The 20,200-nt window shown below is 66.3% G+C and carries 20 protein-coding genes; 8 read left to right on the forward strand and 12 right to left on the reverse strand.

Annotated elements, in window-relative coordinates; genetic code table 11:
- Positions 1-96: 96 nt before the first annotated feature.
- The gene (locus EV687_RS09095; RefSeq protein ID WP_122231838.1) at positions 97-1,503 is read left to right on the forward strand and encodes an FAD-binding oxidoreductase; all 1,407 of its coding nucleotides are present in this window, start codon (positions 97-99) and stop codon (positions 1,501-1,503) included.
- 52 nt (positions 1,504-1,555) lie between these two features.
- Here EV687_RS09095 and EV687_RS09100 read toward each other — a convergent pair whose 3' ends face one another.
- Positions 1,556-3,106, reverse strand: a complete 1,551-nt coding sequence (locus EV687_RS09100; RefSeq protein ID WP_122231872.1) for a M48 family metalloprotease — start codon at positions 3,104-3,106, stop codon at positions 1,556-1,558.
- A gap of 221 nt (positions 3,107-3,327) precedes the next feature.
- On the opposite strand from EV687_RS09100, the gene EV687_RS09105 reads away from it, so the two are divergent.
- Complete coding sequence (locus tag EV687_RS09105) at positions 3,328-3,756, forward strand: DUF2721 domain-containing protein (RefSeq protein WP_122231839.1); 429 nt, start codon at positions 3,328-3,330, stop codon at positions 3,754-3,756.
- Positions 3,757-3,771: 15 nt separating this feature from the next.
- Here the strand turns inward: EV687_RS09105 and EV687_RS09110 are convergent, their stop codons facing one another.
- Positions 3,772-5,481: a SulP family inorganic anion transporter gene (locus tag EV687_RS09110; protein WP_122231840.1), complete on the reverse strand. Its 1,710-nt coding sequence runs from the start codon at positions 5,479-5,481 to the stop codon at positions 3,772-3,774.
- Between the two features lie 327 nt (positions 5,482-5,808).
- Here EV687_RS09110 and EV687_RS09115 point away from each other — a divergent pair, with 327 nt between their 5' ends.
- The 3 genes from EV687_RS09115 (at position 5,809) to EV687_RS09125 (ending at position 8,706) form a co-directional block, all read left to right on the forward strand.
- A complete protein-coding gene (locus tag EV687_RS09115) occupies positions 5,809-7,221 on the forward strand; it encodes a YncE family protein (protein ID WP_207226418.1) in 1,413 nt (470 codons plus the stop codon).
- Positions 7,222-7,423: 202 nt separating this feature from the next.
- A complete protein-coding gene (gene trpD / locus EV687_RS09120) occupies positions 7,424-8,455 on the forward strand; it encodes an anthranilate phosphoribosyltransferase (protein ID WP_122230565.1) in 1,032 nt (343 codons plus the stop codon).
- Between the two features lie 14 nt (positions 8,456-8,469).
- Positions 8,470-8,706 carry a hypothetical protein gene (locus tag EV687_RS09125; protein ID WP_122230563.1) on the forward strand — a complete coding sequence of 79 codons (237 nt, stop codon included), beginning with the start codon at positions 8,470-8,472 and terminating at the stop codon, positions 8,704-8,706.
- A 7-nt stretch (positions 8,707-8,713) separates the two neighbouring features.
- Here EV687_RS09125 and dapB read toward each other — a convergent pair whose 3' ends face one another.
- A complete protein-coding gene (gene dapB / locus EV687_RS09130; protein ID WP_122230560.1) occupies positions 8,714-9,526 on the reverse strand; it encodes a 4-hydroxy-tetrahydrodipicolinate reductase in 813 nt (270 codons plus the stop codon).
- Between the two features lie 118 nt (positions 9,527-9,644).
- Positions 9,645-10,196, reverse strand: a complete 552-nt coding sequence (locus EV687_RS09135) for an outer membrane protein assembly factor BamE (protein ID WP_122230558.1) — start codon at positions 10,194-10,196, stop codon at positions 9,645-9,647.
- 104 nt (positions 10,197-10,300) lie between these two features.
- On the opposite strand from EV687_RS09135, the gene fur reads away from it, so the two are divergent.
- Positions 10,301-10,723, forward strand: a complete 423-nt coding sequence (fur, locus tag EV687_RS09140) for a ferric iron uptake transcriptional regulator (protein WP_122230556.1) — start codon at positions 10,301-10,303, stop codon at positions 10,721-10,723.
- 163 nt (positions 10,724-10,886) lie between these two features.
- Entirely contained in the window at positions 10,887-11,678 is a 792-nt protein-coding gene (locus EV687_RS09145) for a hypothetical protein (RefSeq protein ID WP_122230554.1), read from the forward strand.
- Here the strand turns inward: EV687_RS09145 and hprK are convergent.
- The 3 genes from hprK to hpf form a co-directional block, all read right to left on the reverse strand.
- On the reverse strand, positions 11,658-12,644 hold the full coding sequence (hprK, locus tag EV687_RS09150) for an HPr(Ser) kinase/phosphatase (RefSeq protein WP_122230552.1): 987 nt from the start codon (positions 12,642-12,644) through the stop codon (positions 11,658-11,660). The genes EV687_RS09145 and hprK overlap by 21 nt on opposite strands.
- 29 nt (positions 12,645-12,673) lie before the next feature.
- Positions 12,674-13,153 (reverse strand): PTS sugar transporter subunit IIA, encoded by a 480-nt coding sequence (locus EV687_RS09155; protein WP_122230550.1) that lies wholly within the window; start codon positions 13,151-13,153, stop codon positions 12,674-12,676.
- A 162-nt stretch (positions 13,154-13,315) separates the two neighbouring features.
- A complete protein-coding gene (gene hpf, locus EV687_RS09160; protein WP_122230548.1) occupies positions 13,316-13,651 on the reverse strand; it encodes a ribosome hibernation-promoting factor, HPF/YfiA family in 336 nt (111 codons plus the stop codon).
- 306 nt (positions 13,652-13,957) lie between these two features.
- On the opposite strand from hpf, the gene EV687_RS09165 reads away from it, so the two are divergent.
- Positions 13,958-14,866 carry a phosphoribosylaminoimidazolesuccinocarboxamide synthase gene (locus EV687_RS09165; protein WP_122230629.1) on the forward strand — a complete coding sequence of 303 codons (909 nt, stop codon included), beginning with the start codon at positions 13,958-13,960 and terminating at the stop codon, positions 14,864-14,866.
- A gap of 101 nt (positions 14,867-14,967) precedes the next feature.
- Here the strand turns inward: EV687_RS09165 and corA are convergent, their stop codons facing one another.
- The 5 genes from corA to EV687_RS09190 form a co-directional block, all read right to left on the reverse strand.
- A complete protein-coding gene (gene corA / locus EV687_RS09170; protein ID WP_122230546.1) occupies positions 14,968-15,951 on the reverse strand; it encodes a magnesium/cobalt transporter CorA in 984 nt (327 codons plus the stop codon).
- Positions 15,952-16,273: 322 nt separating this feature from the next.
- Positions 16,274-17,125, reverse strand: a complete 852-nt coding sequence (locus tag EV687_RS09175) for a uracil-DNA glycosylase family protein (protein WP_122230544.1) — start codon at positions 17,123-17,125, stop codon at positions 16,274-16,276.
- Positions 17,122-17,697, reverse strand: a complete 576-nt coding sequence (gene rimI / locus EV687_RS09180) for a ribosomal protein S18-alanine N-acetyltransferase (protein WP_242612558.1) — start codon at positions 17,695-17,697, stop codon at positions 17,122-17,124. The genes EV687_RS09175 and rimI overlap by 4 nt, the downstream gene beginning before the upstream one ends.
- Positions 17,698-17,799: 102 nt before the next feature.
- Positions 17,800-19,074 (reverse strand): amidohydrolase family protein, encoded by a 1,275-nt coding sequence (locus EV687_RS09185; RefSeq protein WP_122230540.1) that lies wholly within the window; start codon positions 19,072-19,074, stop codon positions 17,800-17,802.
- A gap of 66 nt (positions 19,075-19,140) precedes the next feature.
- Positions 19,141-20,067, reverse strand: a complete 927-nt coding sequence (locus EV687_RS09190; RefSeq protein WP_122230538.1) for an ABC transporter permease — start codon at positions 20,065-20,067, stop codon at positions 19,141-19,143.
- Positions 20,068-20,200: the final 133 nt, after the last annotated feature.

The following is a 20,200-nucleotide window of genomic DNA, read 5'->3' on the forward strand; positions in this document are numbered from 1 at the left end:
CACAAAAGTTCAGCGCACCACACCAGACCACAAGCGCGCTATTATCGGCGACCTGCAATGCTCCATGGGCCTGTGCAGCGCCACGGGCCATACTCCATGACTTCCAATCCCACATTTCCCCCACCACGCCACGCCACGCCCGAACTGCTGGCGGCGCTGCAGGCACGTTTTGCCGAGCAATTCTCCACTTCGCAAGCCGTGCGCGAACAGCACGGCCGCGACGAAGGCTCGACCGACGCACCGCCGCCCGATGCCGTGGTGTTCGCCGAGAGCACCCAGGACGTCGCCGACCTGGTGCGCCTGGCCGCCGCCCACAATGTGCCGGTGATCCCCTATGGCGCGGGCTCCTCGCTCGAAGGCCATCTGTTGGCCACCGAAGGCGGCATCAGCCTGGATGTCAGCCGCATGAACCGGATCATCTCGGTCAACGCCGATGACCTCACCGTGACCGTGCAACCGGGCATCAGCCGCAAGCAGCTCAACGAGGCCATCAAGCACACCGGCCTGTTCTTCCCGATCGACCCCGGCGCCGATGCCTCCATTGGCGGCATGGCCGCCACGCGCGCCTCGGGCACCAATGCCGTGCGCTACGGCACCATGCGCGAGAACGTGCTGGCATTGGAAGTGGTGAGCGCCAGCGGCGAGGTCATCCGCACCGGCACGCGCGCCAAGAAATCCAGTGCCGGCTACGACCTCACGCGCCTGTATGTCGGCAGCGCCGGCACGCTGGGCATCTTCACCGAAGTGACGATCCGCCTCTACCCGCTGCCCGAGGCCGTTTCGGCAGCGATCTGCTCCTTCCCCAGCATCGAGGAGGCCGTGCGCACCGTCATTACCACCATCCAGATGGGGGTGCCGATCGCGCGCGTCGAACTGCTCGACGCCCACACCGTGCGCCTGGTCAACCAGCACAGCAAGCTCAGCCTGCGCGAGGAACCCATGCTGCTGATGGAGTTCCACGGTTCGCCCGGTTCCGTTCAGGAGCAGGCCGAGATGGTGCAGGCCATTGCCGGCGAGCAAGGTGGTCAGGCCTTCGAATGGGCCAACACGCCCGAGGAGCGCACGCGCCTGTGGACGGCGCGCCACAATGCCTACTTTGCCGGCATCCAGTCGCGTCCCGGCTGCCGCGCCGTCACCACCGATGTGTGCGTGCCGATCAGTCGGCTGGCCGACTGCCTGCTCGAATCGCTGCAGGAGGTCGAGTCCTCGGGGCTGCCGTACTTCCTCGTCGGCCATGTCGGCGACGGCAACTTCCACTTCGGCTACCTGATCGACCCGGACAAGGACGAGGAACGCACCCGCGCCGAGGCACTCAGCCACCAACTGGTGGCGCGCGCCATCCGCATGGATGGCACCTGCACCGGCGAGCACGGCATCGGCACCCACAAGATGGACTTCCTGGTCGAGGAGGCCGGCGCGGGCGCCGTGGCGGTGATGCGCAGCATCAAACATGCGCTCGATCCGCAGAACATCCTCAACCCCGGCAAGATCTTCACCTGGTGAGCGCGTGTGCAAAGGCCATCCCCGCGGGACGGCCTTTGCAGGAGACCATCGGCTATTTGCGCTGGGCAGCCGCCAGGCGCTCGCGGTTGAGCTGCTCGACGGCGGCCAGCCGGCTCTGGATGATGGAGGCGTCGACATGGTCGGCGCGCGCGCCGAGTTCACGCACCATCGCCTGGCCGGCCTTGAAGCGGTCGATCGCCGCCTCGTAGTCCAGCCGCGCCACCTGCGCCTCGGCATCGGCCCGGATGGCACGCAACGGCTGGCCCTGCGCATTCCAGAGCCTGCCGAGCTGCTGCCAGGCACCAGCGTCGCGCGGGTGGACGCCCAGCCAGCGCTGCCATTGCTCGGTCAGCCGGGCATCGGCCTGGTGCCGGCTGATCGCATACTCGGTGCGCAGAAAAAGCTCCGGACGGGCCAACGCCGCGTCATCGAGCGCCGCATAGGCGGCATCGGCCCAGACACCGTCCTGCGCGGCCAGCGCAGCCTCGAGCGCCAGCAACTGCGCCAGGCGGCTGGCGCCGGCATCACCGGCTACCCAGGCCGGCAGGCGCTCCGCCCATTGCCGGGCGGCGGCGAAATCGCGCAATTGCAACGCCGCCAGCACGCCGCCATAAAGGCGTCCGGCCTGCTCGGCACGCTGCCCGGGATCGGTCGCCAACTGCTCCGGCACCCCCTGCGCGGCCAGCATGAAGCTGCGCAGATTGTCCACCTGCCCGCGCGAGAGCACGCGCGAGCGCGCAACCACCAGCGCATGCTCGGGCAACAGCGGCGCGGCAGCGACGCTGCGGCTCCCGGGGGTGCGCGACTGGATGTCCGAGAGCCGCTGCGAGGTCAACGGGTGGGTGCGCAGATAGGGATAAGCGCCGTCGTCATTGAGCCGGTTGGCTTGGTAGAGCCGGTCGAACATGCGCACGAACCCCTGCGGATCGAAGCCGGCCGGCTGCATCAGGCCATAGCCGATGCGGTCGGCCTCCTGCTCCATGCCGCGCGTGAAGTCGATCGAGTTCTGCGCGGCCAGCGCGTGGCCCCCGGTCATCACGGCCTGCCCGGCCTCGGGGTTCTTCGAAGCCGCCAGTGCGCCCAGGATCATGCTGGCGATGATCAGCGGAGTCTGCCGACTGTTCTGCGCCATCATGCGCGAAATGTGGCGCTGAGTGACGTGCGTGAGCTCGTGCGCCATTACCGAGGCCAGTTCATCCCTGCTGCCGACCACGTTGATCAACCCCAGGTGCAGCCCGAAATAGCCGCCCGGCAGCGCAAAGGCGTTGACCGAGCGGTCCTTGCCGAGCAGCACCTGCCAGGCGAACTGCTCGTCCAGCGAATCGGCCAGCTGGCCTTTGTCGCGCGCAGCCTGCAGCAGCGACTGCCAGATGCCGTCGACATACTCCTGCAGCACCGGGTCGTCGATATAGTCCGGATCGCGGTAGAGCTGGCGCACGATCTGGTCACCCAGACGGCGCTCGTCGCCCACCGTCAGGCCATCGATTTCACCGAGCGCCGGCAGGCCCTGCGCCATCAGCGCCTGGCCTGCCGCCGTCAGTGCCACTGCCAGACACAGCACGCGGGGCCAATGCCGCAGACGCGATCGGGAAAAGGGATTCATGGTCAAGTTCTGCATGTCCTGCCTGGGATCACCGCTGGGTGGATTTGGTTCACTGCCGATGCATGGACCGATCCGCATCGGCCGCCATCGGGGACGCCGGCTCCGCAGCGCCAAGGCTTGCCGGAGCGCCCGCGCCAGAGCTTACCAAACCCGGGGCCGCCGCTATACTGCCATGCACCATTCCGCCACACGGCCTTCTCTGCAGCCCTGCACCTCGCCCCATGGACGTCTCCACCCCCGCCCTGCTGTTTCCGGCCATCTCGCTGCTGCTGTTGGCCTATACCAACCGTTTCCTGGTGCTGGCGCAGGTGATCCGCCAGTTGCATGCTTCGCCGCAGCACGACTCGCCACTGGTACGGCGCCAGTTGCCGGGCCTGCGCCGGCGCATCGCGCTGATCCAGTACATGCAGAGCTTTGGCGTGTTGAGCTTTCTGATCTGCGCGCTGGCCATGTTCGCCATCTATCTGGAGGCCCAGACGGCCGGCAAGGTGCTGTTCGGCATCAGCATCGTGTCGCTGGCGCTTTCGCTGCTGCTTTCTCTGGTGGAGGTGCTGATTTCCACCAATGCGCTCTCCATCGTCGTGGCCGACATGGAGCAAGGCCACGATGCTGCGGCGGCCAGCCCGTTCGGCGCCACGCGGCCGGACTGAGGCCTTCCGCGTCGATCAACGCGCCTCAGTCGCGCCATCGGGGTGCTGCAGCTGCGCCAGCGCCTGCACGGTCTGTGCATCCGTCTGCAGCACGCGCACATGCGCGGCATCGCCGAGCAGGCCGGCCTGGCGCAGCCGCGTCTCCAGCGGCAGCTTCATGCCGCTGAGGTAGAGCTGGCCGCCGCGCCTGGCGGCCAGTTCGCGCAGGTGGTAGAGCGCCTCCAGCCCGGTGGCGTCGATGTTGGTGATGGCCCCTGCCACCAGGCAGATGCTGCGCAGTTGCGGGCGCGCATCCCATTCACGTTCCACGCGCTGCGTCAGCGCGCTGGCGGTCGCGAAGTCCAGGCCGGCATCCAGCCGCAGCGCCAGCACCTCCTCGGCCAGTGGCGGCAGATGCCAGAGATGGCGGTCGCGCAGGCGGCCGTCTTCGGGATAGCGGCCAACCTCGATGATGCGTGGGTGCAGACGCTGATACATGAAATAGGCCAGATTCGCCAGCAGGCCGGCGAGCACGCCCCAATAGATGCGCGGCGCCGCCAGCAGCGTGACGACCAGCGTCAGCACCGCGATGCCGGCCTCGACCCGGGAGAAGTTCCACAGCCGCGCCAGGGCACGTGGCTTGATGAGCCCGCTGACCGCAGTCACCACCAACGCCGCCAGCAGCGCCAATGGCACATGCCGCAGCAGCGGCGTCAGCCACAGCGTGGCCAGCAGCACCAGCAGCGCCGCAAACAGCGCCGACCAGCCGGTGCGCGCACCGGCATAGTGGTTGACGGCCGAGCGCGAGAACGAGGCGCTGGTGGCAAAGCTGCCGGCCAGGCCGGCGGTGATCTTGCCCAGTCCCTGCGCCAGCAGGTCCTGATTGGGATTCCAGCTGGTGCCGGCCAGCGCATGCTCGGTCCTGGCCGAGGGCGTGACCTCGACGAAGCTCATCAGCGCAATCACCAGCGCCGGCAACACCAGTTGCGCGAGGGTGCCCAACCCCACCCCATGGGGCAGCGCCAGTCCCTGCCAGTGGGCGTGCAGTTCGCCGATCACGGCGCTGCCGCTGGCGGCATAGCCCGTCAGCCAGCTGATGGCGGCACCCGTCGCCATCACCAGGGCCGCCGACGGAATGGTCGATGCAAAACGCCGCGTCAGCACCAGCGCCGCAATGCCCGCCAGGCCGAACACCAGGGCACGCCCATCCATGGCCTGCAGCAGCCATCCCAGCTCGGCCGGACTACGGGCCGTCAGCCAGGCGTCCCAGGACACGCCGGTGAGGGCCGGTACCTGCGAGGCCATGATGAGCAGCGCGGCCGCCTGTGTAAAACCGCTGAGCACCGGTGCGGTGACGACGCCCAGCAGCCAGTCCAGCCGCGCCAGCCCCAGCAGCACCTGGAACAGGCCGGCCAGCAGCGCCAGCCAGACCGCCAGCGTGACCCAGGCCGGGCTGGCCGCCTGCGCCATGGGCGCCAGTGCCGAGGCCACCATCAGCGCCGTCAGCGCCGTCGGCCCCGTACCCAGCAGCGGGGAAGATGCCAACAAGACCATCACCACCAGCGGCAGCATGGAGGCATACAGCCCGGTCTCCAGCGGCATGCCCGCCAGCGCCGCATAGGCAATCGACTGGGGCACCAGCATCAGGCCGACCGTCAGGCCGGCAAAGGCGTCCTGGCGCAGGCTGGCCGTGGTCGGGCGGGGCCAGTGCAGGCATGGCAGCCATCGTGAAAGAGCGTTGCGCATCGTACGATCGGGCGTCGGGCGGAAAAAGTGCCGCCATGCTATCACCGCCGGTCAGCACCATCCTGCGACGCGGCCTGACAGGGGCCTGCCCGGCGGGATGGCCGCTTGGCGATGCAAGGCCACGACAAATAATGAGAATGGTTTCTGATATTATCCGGACCGGCATCACGGATCGGTGGCGCTCGTCTTGACCGCACCCGAAAAGATCACGCCGGAACGGGCCCGAAACCGGCCCCGAGACAATGGCCGCCTGAGCAAGGCCGGCAGGCCGAGGCCCAGTGGGCCAGGCGATGCTGGCTTCCCGTTTTTTTTCGACAGGAATCTTCAATGAAAACAAGCTTTGCCTTCACCTCCCGCCTGGGTCGCCTGGCCCTGGCGTCGACCGCAGCGGCCGCCTTGGCCGCCTGTGCATCGGCACCCCAGTTCGCCCAGCCCGATGCCAACTTCGAAGGCCGTGTGAGCGTGGTGGAAACACCCGTCGTCTACGCGGGCAGCACGGTCAAGCTGGCCGGCAGCAACTTCAAGCCGGGCCAGCAGGTACAGTTCTTCTACGAAGGCCAGTCGATCAGCGGCAGCCCGGTCACAGCCGATGCCGAAGGCAAGTTCACTGTCCAGACGGCCATCCCCGCCCAAGCCGCGCCGGGCCGGCACCCGGTGGTGGTCAGCGTCACCGATCCGGCTGCCGCGCTGGTCTACCCGCTGAAGGTATCCCCGAACGTGCCGCTGTCGGGCGCCGAACGCTTCGAAGTACAGACCGAGAAGCTGGTACCCGGACTCTACCAGTCGGCCTACAGTGCCAAGAACAACACGGTGTTCGTGACCTCGGCGGTCGGCCGTCCGCCCGTGACCCGCTCCGAACTGGTCAAGCTCAATGCCGATACGCTGCAGATCGAGAAACGCGTCTCGCCAGCCGAGGCTCCGGCACGCCGGGGCCGTGACGGCACCGCCCAGCCTGGCGGCCTGTTCGCCGTCTATGGCGTGGGCGTTGACGATGCCAACGGCAATGTCTGGGTCACGGTCACCCGCCAGAACACCGTGGCGGTATACCGCCAGTCCGATCTGGCTCTGGTCAAGCAGTTCGAGCCGGGCGCGGCATCGCACGCGCGCGATGTGGTGATCGACGAGCGCCACGGCAAGGCCTTCATCAGCGCCGCGCGCAGCCCGAACGTCGAAGTGTTCGACACCAAGACGCTGCAGAAGACCGCCTCCATCGTGCTGGAGAGCGGTGTGCGCGGCCCCGCCGCCCAGCCCTTCGCGACCATGAGCCTGGCGCTGGATGCCGCCTCGAACCAACTCTTCGTGGTCAGTGCCGGCGGCGAGGTCGCCGTCATCAACACCGCAACCAATGCGGTCGAGAAGGTGCTGCCGGTCAAGGATGCGTTCTCGGCCTCGGGCGTAGCCTATGACGCCGCCACCGGCCGCCTGTTCGTGGCTGCGCAGGGCTCGGACAACGTGGTCATCCTCGACGCCAAGAGCGGTGAAGTGCTCCAGAACGTTCTGGTCGGCGCCGGCGCGCTCAACGTCGCCTTCGATCCGGTCAAGCGCCTGGCCTATGTCAGCAACCGCGGCTCCGGCACGCTGACGGTGCTCGATGTCGATGGCAACATCGTCGCCAACCTTGACAACAAGCCGCTGCCCAACCACGTCAGCGTCGGCCCCAACGGCGTGATCTACGCCGTCAACAAGGGTCCGGCCGACCATGAGGACAGCGACAACATCAAGCGCATCCAGCCCAAGTAAGCGGCAGGGCACCGGATTTCCGGGTCCGCCCAAAGCAAAGCGGCCGCCTTGAAGGCGGCCGCTTTGCTTTGGGCGGACCCGGAAGCGTGATAATGCCCCAGACCGTCTTCAACGGTGCCCCCCAAAAAACACCGCTGAAGACCTTTCGTACCCGTCCCTTCATCTGCCCTGGCGGCCGCCAGCCGCGGCCGCGCCGAATGCCATGCCGATCACACCCCAGGAAGCCCTGCAACGCACCATCGAACACCGCGAGATCTTCCACGATGAAATGCTGCACCTGATGCGGCTGATCATGAACGGCGAGATCTCACCACTGATGACGGCGGCCATCGTCACGGGTCTGCGCGTCAAGAAGGAGACCATCGGCGAGATCACTGCCGCCGCCTCGGTGATGCGCGAACTCTCCAACAAGGTGACGGTGGCCGACCCGGCCAACCTGGTCGATGTGGTCGGCACCGGCGGCGACGGCGCGCACAGCTTCAACATCTCGACCTGCGCCACCTTCGTCATCGCCGCGGCTGGCGCCAAAGTCAGCAAGCATGGCGGACGCAGTGTCTCGAGCAAGAGCGGCAGCGCCGATGTGATGGAAGCGCTGGGTGTCAACATCAACCTCGCGCCAGCGCAGATCGCCGAGAGCATCGAGGCCACCGGCATCGGATTCATGTTCGCCCCCAATCACCATCCGGCCATGAAAAATGTCGCGCCGATCCGCAAGGAGATGGGCGTGCGCAGCATCTTCAACATCCTGGGCCCGCTCACCAATCCGGCCGGTGCGCCCAACATCCTGATGGGCGTCTTCCATCCGGACCTGGTCGGCATCCAGGTGCGCGCGCTCGAACGCCTGGGCGCCAGCCATGCACTGGTGGTCCACGGCAAGGATGGCCTCGACGAGATCAGCCTGGGCAGCTCGACGCTGGTGGGCGAACTCAAGGATGGCCAGATCCGCGAATACGAGATCCACCCCGAGGACTTCGGACTGGCCATGGCCAGCACCCGCACCATTCGCGCCGAGTCGCCGGAGCAGTCACGCCGGATGCTCATTGACGTGCTCGAAGGCGCCAGCGGGCCGGCGCGCGACATCGTGGTGCTCAACGCCGGAGGCGCACTCTACGCGGCCAATCGCGTCCGCGACATCGCCGAGGGCATAGCGCTGGCGCGCGAGGCCATCGACAGTGGCAAAGCCAGGCGCAAGCTCGACGAACTGGTGCAGTTCACCCAAGCGGTTGCGGCCTGAACCAGGGTGCGCAGATGACGACCGCCCTCTGGAACCATCCGGGCACCTGGATCGCGCTGGGCATTTCGCTGCTGTTCATCGTGGTGGCCATCGCCATGCACCTGGTGTTCGTGCGCATTCTGAAAGCCGCTCCACCCGAGGCGAGTCGACCCGCGGCTCCGGCCATGGTCGCGAATGGCATCTCCACCCCAGCGCACCCGCCCGCCACGGACAGCCCGGTCGAGGGGACGGACAGCGGCGGCGGCCGTTAGAACCTGTTCAGCGCAGGCCCAGCACGTCGAACATGTCGTACAGGCCGCTCTCGCGGCTGGCCAGGAAGGCGGCGGCGCGCAGGCTGCCCTGGGCGTAGCCGGCCCGGCTCGACGATTTGTGGCTGATCTCGATGCGCTCGCCGGTGCCGGCGAACATCACCGTGTGATCGCCCACGATGTCGCCGCCGCGGATGGTGGCGAAACCGATCGAGGACGGGTCGCGCTCGCCGGTGTGACCGTAGCGCTCATAGACCGCGCAGTCCTTGAGATCGCGGCCCAGCGCCCCGGCGATGATCTCGCCCATCTTGAGTGCCGTGCCCGAGGGCGCATCGACCTTGTGACGGTGGTGCGCCTCGATGATCTCGATGTCGTAGCCGGTGGAGAGCGCCTTGGCGGCCATCTCCAGCAGCTTGAAAGTGACATTGACACCCACGCTCATGTTCGGCGAGAACACGATGGCATGGCGCTGGGCAAAGCCGGCGATCTGCGCCTTCTGCGCCGCATCGAAACCGGTGGTGCCGATCACCGCCTTGACGCCCAGTTCCGCGCAGACCTGCAGGTGTTCGAGCGTGCCATCCGGACGGGTGAAGTCGATCAGCACATCAGCGCCCTGCAGACCGTGCGCCACATCGTCGGTAATGGCTACGCTGCTGGTCTTGCCGAGGAATGCGCCAGCGTCCTGACCCAGCATGGCGCTGCCAGACCGGTCGAACGCCCCCGAGAGGCGCAGCGCGGGGTTGTCCAGCACGGCCTCGATCAGCATGCGGCCCATGCGGCCGTTCGCACCGGCAATGGCAATGTTCAGGACGGAATCGGTCATGGTGGTGTCAATGGGTGGGAAACGGGGAAATGGCGCACGAGCGGACAGAAGGCAGCGGCTCTCACCAAGGAGACCTCTGTGCATGCAACCGGGGCACCCACAGGTCTCAGACAGCCGTTCAGCGCTCGAGCGGTGGGTAGCTGCCGGCCGGGCGCGGCGCCGGCTCGGCGGCTGCCGCAGCCGTCGCACCGCCCTCATCCGGCTTGGGCGCATAGCGCTCAAGCTGCTCGGGCGAGGCCTCGAGCTTGGGAACGCGCGGCTTGGCGTTGCGCGAACCGAGTTGGGCCACGAACTCGGTTTCGGCCGGCATTTCGTCGCCCTCGACACATTCGAGCACGAAGCCGCTGAAGTACACCGTCAGGCGCTTGGTTTCGATGTCCCGGCCCTTGCGCCGCATCGAGAACACATAGTCCCAACGGTCGGCGTGAAACAGGCTGGTGACCAGTGGCGTACCGAGGATATCGCGCACCTGCTCGCGCGACATGCCAGGATGCAGGGCCTCGACCTGTTCACGCGAGACGAAGTTGCCTTGCACGACCTCGACCTGATAGGGCGTGATCGCATCAACCAACTGATGGCTGGTCCGATTGAAGCTGCTGCAACCGGCCAGCAACGCAACAATCACTGCCGCCGCCAGAGTGGCCGGGCCACGCGTAGAAGTTTGAATCATTGCTGGGAAATCTTTGACCAGAGAGGATATGATGCATGCATTGTAGCGGCAGCATCCCTGCCATTGAGGGCCGGCAATGGCCTTAATTGCTGACAGGATTTGGCATGACCAACAATATCGAGGAACTCAAAAGCACCGGGCTCAAAGCCACTTTGCCCCGACTCAAGATCCTGGAGATTTTCCAGCGAGCCAAGCAGCGCCACATGACGGCCGAAGACGTGTACCGCATCCTGCTCGACGAGCGTTCGGACATCGGCTTGGCCACCGTCTACCGCGTGCTCACCCAGTTCGAGCAGGCCGGCATTCTCGACCGCCGCAACTTCGAGAGCGGCAAGGCGATCTACGAACTCAACGAAGGCCAGCCGCACGACCACATGGTCTGCACCGCGACCGGCAAGGTCGAGGAGTTCTATGACGCGGAGATCGAAAAGCGCCTGCGTCAGATCGCCGAGGAGCGTGGCTGGGTCGTGCACGACCATGCCATCACCATCTATGGCACCTGCCCCGAGGTCAACAGCAAGGGCTGAGGTTGCGGCCCCAGCCAGCAACGCGCCAGCCATCCGCCCGAAGCGCCCTTAGGGGCCCTCGCGGCAACACCTCTCCCCCAGCAGCAATCACCTGACCGGCCTTCCTGTCGGCGCGCGCCTGCGTGCCCCGGCCCCATTCCCATCCCAGGCCCATCGCGCCATCATGTTGCTGCTGCTCAAACTCACGCTGGTGCCACTGTGCATTGCCGGCATCACGCTGGCGGGCCGCCGCTGGGGGTCGGCACTGGCCGGACTGCTGGGCGGTTGCCCGATTGTCGGCGGCCCCATCGTGATCTTCATTGCCGCCGAGCAAGGCCTGGCGTTTGGCGCCCAGGCCGCCACCGCCGCACTCTATGCCGTCGTCTGCCTGCTGGCCTATGGCACGGCCTATGCCTGGGCAAGCCTGCGGTGGCCGTGGCCGGGGACGCTGGCAATCGGGCTGGTGATCTGGTTCCTGGCGGCGGCAGCGATGACGCGGCTGCCGCAGGCGCCCTGGGCTGCCACGCTGGCGGCACTGCTCGCGCTGCTGATCCTGCCGGCCTTGCAGCCGCGCGTGCCTGCCTCGACGCGGGCGCCCACGCGCAGCATCCGCGACCTGCCCTATCGCATGCTCACGGCAACCTTGCTGACGCTGGCGGTGACCGGCGCGGCCAGCATGCTCGGCGCGGTCTGGAGCGGCATGCTGGCGGCTTTTCCGATCGTCAGCCTGACCCTGGCCGTGTTCACACACGCCTTCCAGGGCAGCGCACAGGTGGTCGCCATGTTCCATGGCATGACACGTGGCCTGGGCTCTTTCACGGCATTCTTCCTGGTGCTGGCGCTGGCCTGGCCCGCACTGAACCTGTGGCAGGGCAGCCTGCTGGCCATCGCCGTGGCACTGAGCATGCAACTGGTGCTGCGCGCCATCGCACATTGGCGCATGGCGGGACGCCGCTCAGTCGAACGCGGAGTCTGAAGGAGCACCGTTCGGGGGCGCCGTGGCACGCGCCATGGCCTGGCGCTGGCGCTCGGTGAATTCGCGGTAGGTGTCGATGCCACGCACTTGCAGGATGTAGTTGCGCACCGCCGCCTCGACCAGCACGGCGATGTTGCGGCCGGCCATCACCTGGATGATGGCCTTGCGCACCGGCACGCCCAGCACGTTCTCGGTCAATGGCTCGTGCGGCAGGCGCTCGTAGTCGCGCTCGAGCGTCTCGCGCCGCACCAGATGCACGATCAGCCGCAGCCGCATGCGCCGGCGCACCGCCGTCTCGCCGAAGATCGTCCGGATGTCGAGCAAGCCGATGCCACGCACCTCCAGCAGGTTCTGCAGCAGCTCGGGGCATTTGCCCTCCAGGGCGTTCTGGTTGATCTGCACGATGTCGACAATGTCGTCGGCCACCAGACCATGGCCGCGCGAGATCAGCTCCAGTCCCAGTTCGCTCTTGCCCAGGCCGGACTCGCCGGTGATCAGCACGCCGATGCCCAGGATGTCCATGAAGACACCATGCATGGTGGTGCTGGCGGCGAACAGCTTGAACAGATAGCTGCGCAGCACATCGATCACATAGGCCGATGGTTCGTCGGTGGCGAACATCGGGATTTGCGCGCTTTCGCACAAATCGATCAGTTGCCCCGGTGCCTGCTGGCCATCGGCCAGCACCAGCAGCGGCGGCTCCAGCGTGGTGATCCGGGCGATGCGGCGGCGGCAGTCCTCGGCGGTGGAATTGGTCAGGTAGGCGATTTCGCGCTCGCCGAGCACCTGGGCACGAAACGGATGGATGTAGTTGAGGTAGCCAACCAGATCGGCACCAGCGCGCGCCGAGCGCAGGGCGTTCTCATCGAAACGGCGCGCATAGGCGTCCCGCCCGGCCACCCAGCGCCATTGCAGCATGGTGCTGAATTCGTCGAAAAGCAGCTGGGCACTGACGGTGTTGCTCATGCGGCGCCCGCCTCTCATCCAGGGCCTGCTCAGGTCTCGAGCGGCTGGGGCTGCGCTGATTGCCATTCGGCGATCATCGAATGCAGCGTCTGAGCGTCCGTGCAGTGGATCAGGGCTTCGCGCAGAGGGGCGTTGCTGAGCAGTTCGGCGATCTCGGAGAGGATCTCCAGGTGCTTTTCGGTAGCCGCCTCGGGCACCAGCAAAAAGATCATGAAGCTGACGGGCAGCTCGTCGGGCGCATCGAAGCCGATGGGCTGCGCCAGCTGGAACACCGCCGCCATGGGCGTGCGCAGGCCCTTGATGCGGCCATGCGGAATGGCCACCCGATGGCCCAGACCCGTCGAACCAAGACGCTCGCGCGCGAACAGGCTGTCCGTCACCACGGCGCGGGAGAGGCCATGCAGGCTCTCGAACAAAAGCCCGGCTTCCTCGAATGCCCTCTTCTTGCTGGTGACCTCGACGTTCACCAGCACCTGCTGCTGCGGAAGAATGGATGCTAAACGGTTCATAACTGGGCGTTGATTATGCACGTGTGGGCGGCTGGCACGCTTGAAAAGCCGTATTTTCGAGGATGTTCCGCAAGATTGCGGTTTTCTGCATGAAAAATGCCAGCCCACAGCATGTGGCTGGCATGGTGTGCACCACCGCGCCGCATCGGCGCGGTGCCTTGTTCAGGCCGACAGGGTCTTCTTGTGGGCCTCGTAGTCGTGCTCCTTGAGCTTGTCCTTGTGCTTGACGACCTGGCGGTCGAGCTTGTCGATCAACTCATCGACGGCAGCGTACAAATCCTCGTGGGTGGTCTTGACATGGATGTCGCCGCCCTTGAGCAGCATGGTGCACTCGGCACTTTGGCGGCTCTCCTTTTCCTTGGTATTTTCCAGCGACAGCAGCACCCGCACATCGATGACCTGGTCGAACCGCTTGGCCACCCGGGCCATCTTGCTGGTGACGTAGTCACGCAGCGCCGGGGTCACTTCCAGATGATGTCCGCTGATTGTCAGATTCATATACCCATCTCCTTGTCACGCGCCATGGATCGGATGTCCGCGCCGCTGGCATGACAGATGACAGCGGACCGCAGACGCCACGCCGGCCACCCGCGACAGGCCACTTGGCGCCTGGCCCTGCAGGGCCGCCGAATGCGGTAACCGGCGGAACCACTATGCGCTGGCCCCGGGCTTTGCGCAAGCCCAACCGCAAGCCCTGTGCCGGCTTTGTCAGGCAATTCCAAACGGGGGTGAATTTTGGGCACAATGGTGGATGCTGCCGGCGGGCGCCAGCAGCATTCGTGCCTTTCATTTCCTGCCACCGCCATGACCACCGCCCTTCACACTTCTTCCCTGACCTCTCTTCCCCTGCTGGCGCGGGGCAAGGTGCGCGACAACTACGCCGTTGGCGAAGACCGCATCCTGATGGTGGCCAGCGACCGCATCTCGGCATTCGATGTCATCATGGGCGAGCCCATCCCCGGCAAGGGCGTGCTGCTCACGCAAATGGCGCTGTTCTGGTTCGACAAGCTCACCGGCATCTGCCCCAACCACCTGACCGGCGATGCACCCGAGAGCGTCGTCACCGAGGCCGAAAAGGCCCAGATCAAGGGGCGCTCGATGCTGGTCAAGCGCCTCAAGCCCATCCCGATCGAGGCAGTGGTGCGCGGCTACCTGGCCGGCAGCGGCTGGAAGGAATACCAGCAGAGCCAATCGGTCTGCGGCGTGCCGCTGCCGGCGGGACTGAGCAACGCCGCGCGCCTGCCCGAGCCGATCTACACGCCGGCTGCCAAGGCCGAGATGGGCGAGCACGACGAGAACATCAGCTTCGAGAAGACGGTGGAGATCGTCGGCGACGAACTGGCCGCACAGATCCGCGACATCAGCATTGCGCTCTACAAGAAGGCGGCCATGTTCGCCCAGACCAAGGGTATGATCATTGCCGATACCAAGTTCGAGTTCGGGCTGGACGAGAATGGCACGCTGACGCTGATGGACGAGGTGCTCACGCCCGACAGCTCGCGCTACTGGCCGGTGGAAGGCTACGAGGCCGCGTTCCGCGCCGGCCAGAACCCGCCCAGCTACGACAAGCAGTTCGTGCGCGACTGGCTCGAGCAAGTGCGCATCAACGGTCAGCCTTGGGACAAGACGCCACCGGCGCCGCGCCTGCCGCGCGAGGTCATCGAGAAGACAGCTGCCAAGTATCAGGAAGCGCTCGAGCGGCTCAAGGCCTGAGCCCAAGCCAGCCGCCCGTGCGCGGGGGGGGGCGCGGGCCGCCGCAGAAGACAAAGGGCTGCGCAATGCGCAGCCCTTTGCCGTCATGGAGCCAGCCCTGCTTACTTGAGCCAGCCCTTGCGGCGGAAGTAGATCATCGGGATGGCCGCGCTGGCCAGCATCAGCCCGAGTGCATACGGGTAGCCATAGGCCCAGTCCACCTCCGGCATGAACTTGAAGTTCATGCCGTAGATGCTGGCAATCAGCGTCGGCGGCAGCAAGGCCACGCTGGCCACCGAGAACAGCTTGATGATCTTGTTCTGGTTGATGTTGATGAAACCGACGGTGGCATCCATCAGGAAGTTGATCTTTTCAAACAGAAAGGCCGTGTGGCTGTCCAGCGACTCGATGTCGCGCAGGATCTGGCGCGCATCCTCGAACTGCTCGGCACTGAGGATCTTGCTGCGCATCAGAAAGCTGACGGCGCGGCGCGTGTCCATCATGTTGCGGCGGATCTTGCCGTTCAAATCCTCGTGCCGGGCGATGCTGCCCAGCACCTCGCCGGCCTGCTCGTCATTGACCTCACCCGAGAGGATGCGCTGGCTGGCCGAGTCAAGCTCGTCGTAGATGGTCTCGAGCGCGTCGGCCGAGTATTCGGCATCGGTGTCGAAGAGGCTCAGCAGCACTTCCTTGCAATCCTCGATCAGCCCCGGCACGCGGCGCGCGCGCAGGCGAAAAAGGCGGAACACCGGCACATCCTCCTCGCGGATGGAGAACAGCACGTTGTGGCTGCGCAGGTTCGGGTTCTGCAGATTCATGATGAAGGCCACCCGCACGTAGCGCGGATTGTCGTCCTCGATCAGGAAGTCGCTGCGGATGTGCAACTCGCCGTTGTCTTCCTCGTAGAAGCGGGCCGACTCCTCGATGTCGTCATCGACCGCATCGTCGGGAATGAGCAGCGAGAAGTGTTGCTTGACCCAGAACTTCTCCTCGGGGGTGGGCGACTCCATGTCGACCCAGACAGGCTGGAACTGGGTGAGATCGTGCAGGGTGTCGATTTCCTTCTGCACGAGCCGACCATTGACCAATGTAAACACGTTGAGCATGAAACGCGCTCCTGAGTGGCGAAGTTTGCAAGAAAACGGGGGATCTGGGTGTGCTTTCAGCCCCCGCTCGCATTACTGCCCGGGCGCTGAAAGCGACCGACTCGGGTCAGCTTCCATGGTGATTGCTCCTGCTGAAAACGCATGGCTGATAGGGGATGGCGTGGGGTGCGGCCCCGTTGCCATTGCTCTTTGAGGCCATCGCATGCCATCGTGGCGCGCTCCTGCGCACCACATGAGAGCGGCGATTATCGCACCAGCACAGCGCACGCGGCGTCAAGTGGCACAGGTTTCCGGTGCCAGCCAACGGTATTTCGCCGGCGCCTCAGCCGGCCGCCGAACCACCCAGCAGCGCCATGGCGCGTTGCAGGTCCTGCCAGGCGCCTGCCTTGGCATGTGCGGCGCGCAGCAGGTAGTTGGGGCTGTAGGTCACCACCACCGGCAGGCTGCCGAGCTGGTGCCGGGCCCGCCGCAGCACCCCCAGTGGCTCACGGGTCTGCAGCAGTTGCTGCGCCGACGCCCGTCCCATCACCAGCACCACGGCAGGTGTCACCTGCGCGATCAGCTCGGTCGCCATCACGCTGGCCAGGCCATCGGCAGGCGCCTTGCGTGTCCAGCTGCACCAGATCCGGGACTGTCCATACAGGCCCATGGCGCGCAGCATGTTGTCGAGCAGGCGGCGCGCCTGCTCTGCGTCATCGCCCAGCTCGGCGGGGTCGTCAACCACCAGCAGCCAATTGCCGCCGGCCGACTCCGCCGCACTGTCCCCGGCGGCGGCATAGAGCGCCTGCGCGGGCGCCAGATGCCAGCTGGGAGCGGCATCGGCCAGACCCTGGACGGCGCCTTGCGGCGCGGCGATCTGCGGGGCGCGCGGGGCAGGAGCCGATGAAGGTGGTTGTGCGGGGGTCCAAGCCAGCGTTGGTTCTGGCGCCGGCACCGGTTCGACCTGACGGGTTGCCGGAGCGGGAACCGGTGCCTGCTCCGCCGCGACGGGAGTGGGCGTCACCGGGCCCGCGGCCGTCTGGGGCAATGCCGCCGCAGTTACCCCTTTAGGCTCTCCTTTGAGAGGGTTGAGTGGTCGCGGCTGCCACCACAGCTCCACGCCCATGGCCTTGAGCATGGCCTGACGCCGCTCGTCCAGTTCCAGGCCGGCCGACACGCTCGCTGGATGACTCATGTGCCAGCCCCCACTTGTGCCTGATACGCATCAGGTACGTCATCAGGTGCGTCATATGGCAGCAGCTTGCGCATCACCAGTGCATCCTCACGCTGTTGACCATCGAGCGGGTAATAGTTGCGCCGCCACGCCACCTCCTCGTAACCAATGTCGCGATACAGTGCCTGCGCCGCCCCATTGCTGCGCCGCACCTCCAGCCAGATCTGCAGGGCCGGCAGGCGCCGCGCCCACCATTCCAGCGCGGCCATCAGCACGCGGCCCAGCCCCTGGCGGCGCAGCCCCGGCGCAACCGTGACGTTGAGCAGGTGCACCTCGTCCACGCCGGGCATGGCGACGAAATAACCCAGCAGCACATCACCGCGCAGCAGCAGCGGAATGTGGAAACCGCCCTTGAGCGAATCGCTGAAATTGCCGCGCGTCCATGGATGGCTGTGGCTGGCCTGCTCCAGCACCATCACGGCATCCAGATCGGCCAGCCCCATCAGGCGCCATTGCAAAGGCGCGCCAGCTTCCCCGACCGCCGGGCCTGGACCGGGCGACAGAGTAGGGAAATCGGTGGAGAGGTCGAGCATCGATAGACTGTCTGCAAACGGGAAATCTGCAAGCGGGAAAAGGGCAAGGCCGAAAGTATAGGGCAGCCCTCCACGGCAGGTGCCGAATGCAGCCAGGGCCGGTCAGCCGGCCAGCGGCGAGACGCTGCCCGGCCGGCCGGGCAGGTGCAGGCTGGCCACCGGCGCGGGCGTGCTGGCGATCAGCTTGCCCGCCTTCCAGACCTTCAACCGCGTCGCGCGCAGGCGGATCGCCTCGACCGGATCGCGCGCCTGCAGCAGCACGAAGTCGGCCTTGGCGCCGACTTCCACCCCGTAGCCCTGCAGGCCCATGATGGCTGCTGGCGTGGTGGTGACCGCCTCGAAGCACTGGCGCATCGCCGCCTGGCTGGTCATCTGTGCCACGTGCAGGCCCATGTGGGCGACTTCGAGCATGTCGCCGCTGCCGAGGCTGTACCACGGGTCCATCACACAGTCCTGGCCAAAGGCGACTGGAATGCCGGCCGCCAGCAGCTCAGGTACGCGCGTCATGCCGCGGCGTTTCGGATACGTATCGTGGCGGCCTTGCAAGGTGATGTTGATGAGCGGATTGGCAATCGCCGCGACGCCTGCCTCCCTCATCAACGGCAGCAGCTTGGAGACGTAGTAGTTGTCCATGCTGTGCATCGAGGTCAGGTGCGAGCCGGCGATGCGGCCCTGCAGACCCAGGCGCTGCGCTTCATAGGCCAGGCTTTCGATGTGGCGGCTGAGCGGGTCGTCGCTTTCGTCGCAGTGCATGTCCACGCGCAGGCCGCGCTCGGCCGCCAGCTCGCACAGCCAGCGCACGCTCTCGGCGCCGTCTGCCATGGTGCGTTCGAAATGCGGGATGCCGCCGACCACGTCCACGCCCATGTCGAGAGCGCGAATCAGGTTGGCCTTGGCGCCGGGGCTGCGCAGCAGGCCGTCCTGCGGGAAGGCAACGAGTTGCAGGTCGATGTAGGGCTTGACGCGCTCCTTGACGTGCAGCAGCGCCTCGGTCGCCAGCAGGCGTGGATCGCACACGTCCACATGGCTGCGAATCGCCAGCAGCCCGCGCGCCGCTGCCCAGTCGCAGTACGCCAGCGCGCGCTCGATGATGGCGTCTTGCGTCAGCAGCGGCTTGAGCTCACCCCACAGCGCAATGCCTTCGAGCAGCGTGCCGCTCTGGTTGACGCGCGGCAGGCCGTAGCTGAGCGTCGAATCCATGTGGAAGTGCACGTCGACGAACGGCGGCGCAAGCAGCAGCCCGCTGGCGTCGGCCTGCTCGGCGGCCTCGGCCTGCAATGCGGGCTCGATGGCGGCGATGGTGCCATCCTGTACGGCCACGTCCTGGCCAGTGCGACCATCGGGCAGGTTCACGTTTCGGAGGATCAATTCGAACATTTCAACGCTCCTTGGCGCGCAGTGAAAGAAGGCGGAAGCGGTGCAGCCGCCCGGGGGATGTCGCTATCATCGCTCCCCCTTGCGGTAGGGTTTCATCAAGGCCTGCGGGTAGCTGGCGCGGCGCGCCATCACCACCAGTGCGACGATGGAGAGGATATACGGCAGCATCAGGTAGAGCTGGTAGGGCAGCAACCCGCCGCCGCTGCCTTGCTGCAGGCGCAGTTGCAATGCATCGAAGAAGGCAAAGAGCAGCGCGCCCAGCAAGGCCTTGCCGGGCCGCCACGAGGCGAATACCACCAGCGCCACGCAGATCCAGCCGCGGCCGTTGACCATGTTGAAGAAAAACGCATTGAACGCCGCCAGGGTCAGGAAAGCGCCAGCGACACCCATTAACGCCGAGCCGGCCACGATGGCGCCGGTGCGCACCCACGCCACCGGAATGCCCTGGCTTTCAGCCGCCTGCGGGCTCTCGCCCACCATGCGCACTGCCAGCCCCAGTGGCGTGCGCATCAGCCCATAGGCCAGCAGCGGCACCAGCAGCAGCGCCAGCAGCGTCAAGGGCGTTTGCGCATTCAGCACCGGAATCGGCAGCCAGTCCATGGCCGCGAAGGGCGTGATGGTGGGTGGCGTATCGACGCGCGGGAGCTGCACGCGGTAGGTGTAGTACGCCAACGACGTCGCCAGCATGGTGATGCCCAGGCCCACGACGTGCTGCGACAGCGCCAGGCCGACGGTCAGCGCCGCATGCAGCAGGCCGAGAACGGCACCGGTCAGTGCAGCGGCCAGCACGCCGGTCCACAGGCCGTGGCCGGCATACACGGTGAGCCAGCCGACGAAGGCGCCGGCGACCATGATGCCTTCGATGCCCAGGTTGAGCACGCCAGCGCGCTCGCACAGCAGCACGCCCAGTGTGCCCAGGATCAGCGGCGTGGCGATGCGCAATACCGCCACCCAGAATGGCAGGCTGATGAGGGTGTCGATCAGTTCTTGCATGGGTTGTCTCCAAACCTGAGCGTTGGTGGTTTGGCTGAGGTCCGAGGCCGGGATGTGCGCCCGGGTGGCCACCTGCTTTCTTTGCTTCGCCAAAGAAAGCAGGCAAAGAAAGGCGACCCCATCGTCGGGTCCC

Source organism: Corticibacter populi (assembly GCF_004217315.1).
Lineage (GTDB): Bacteria > Pseudomonadota > Gammaproteobacteria > Burkholderiales > Burkholderiaceae_C > Lampropedia > Lampropedia populi.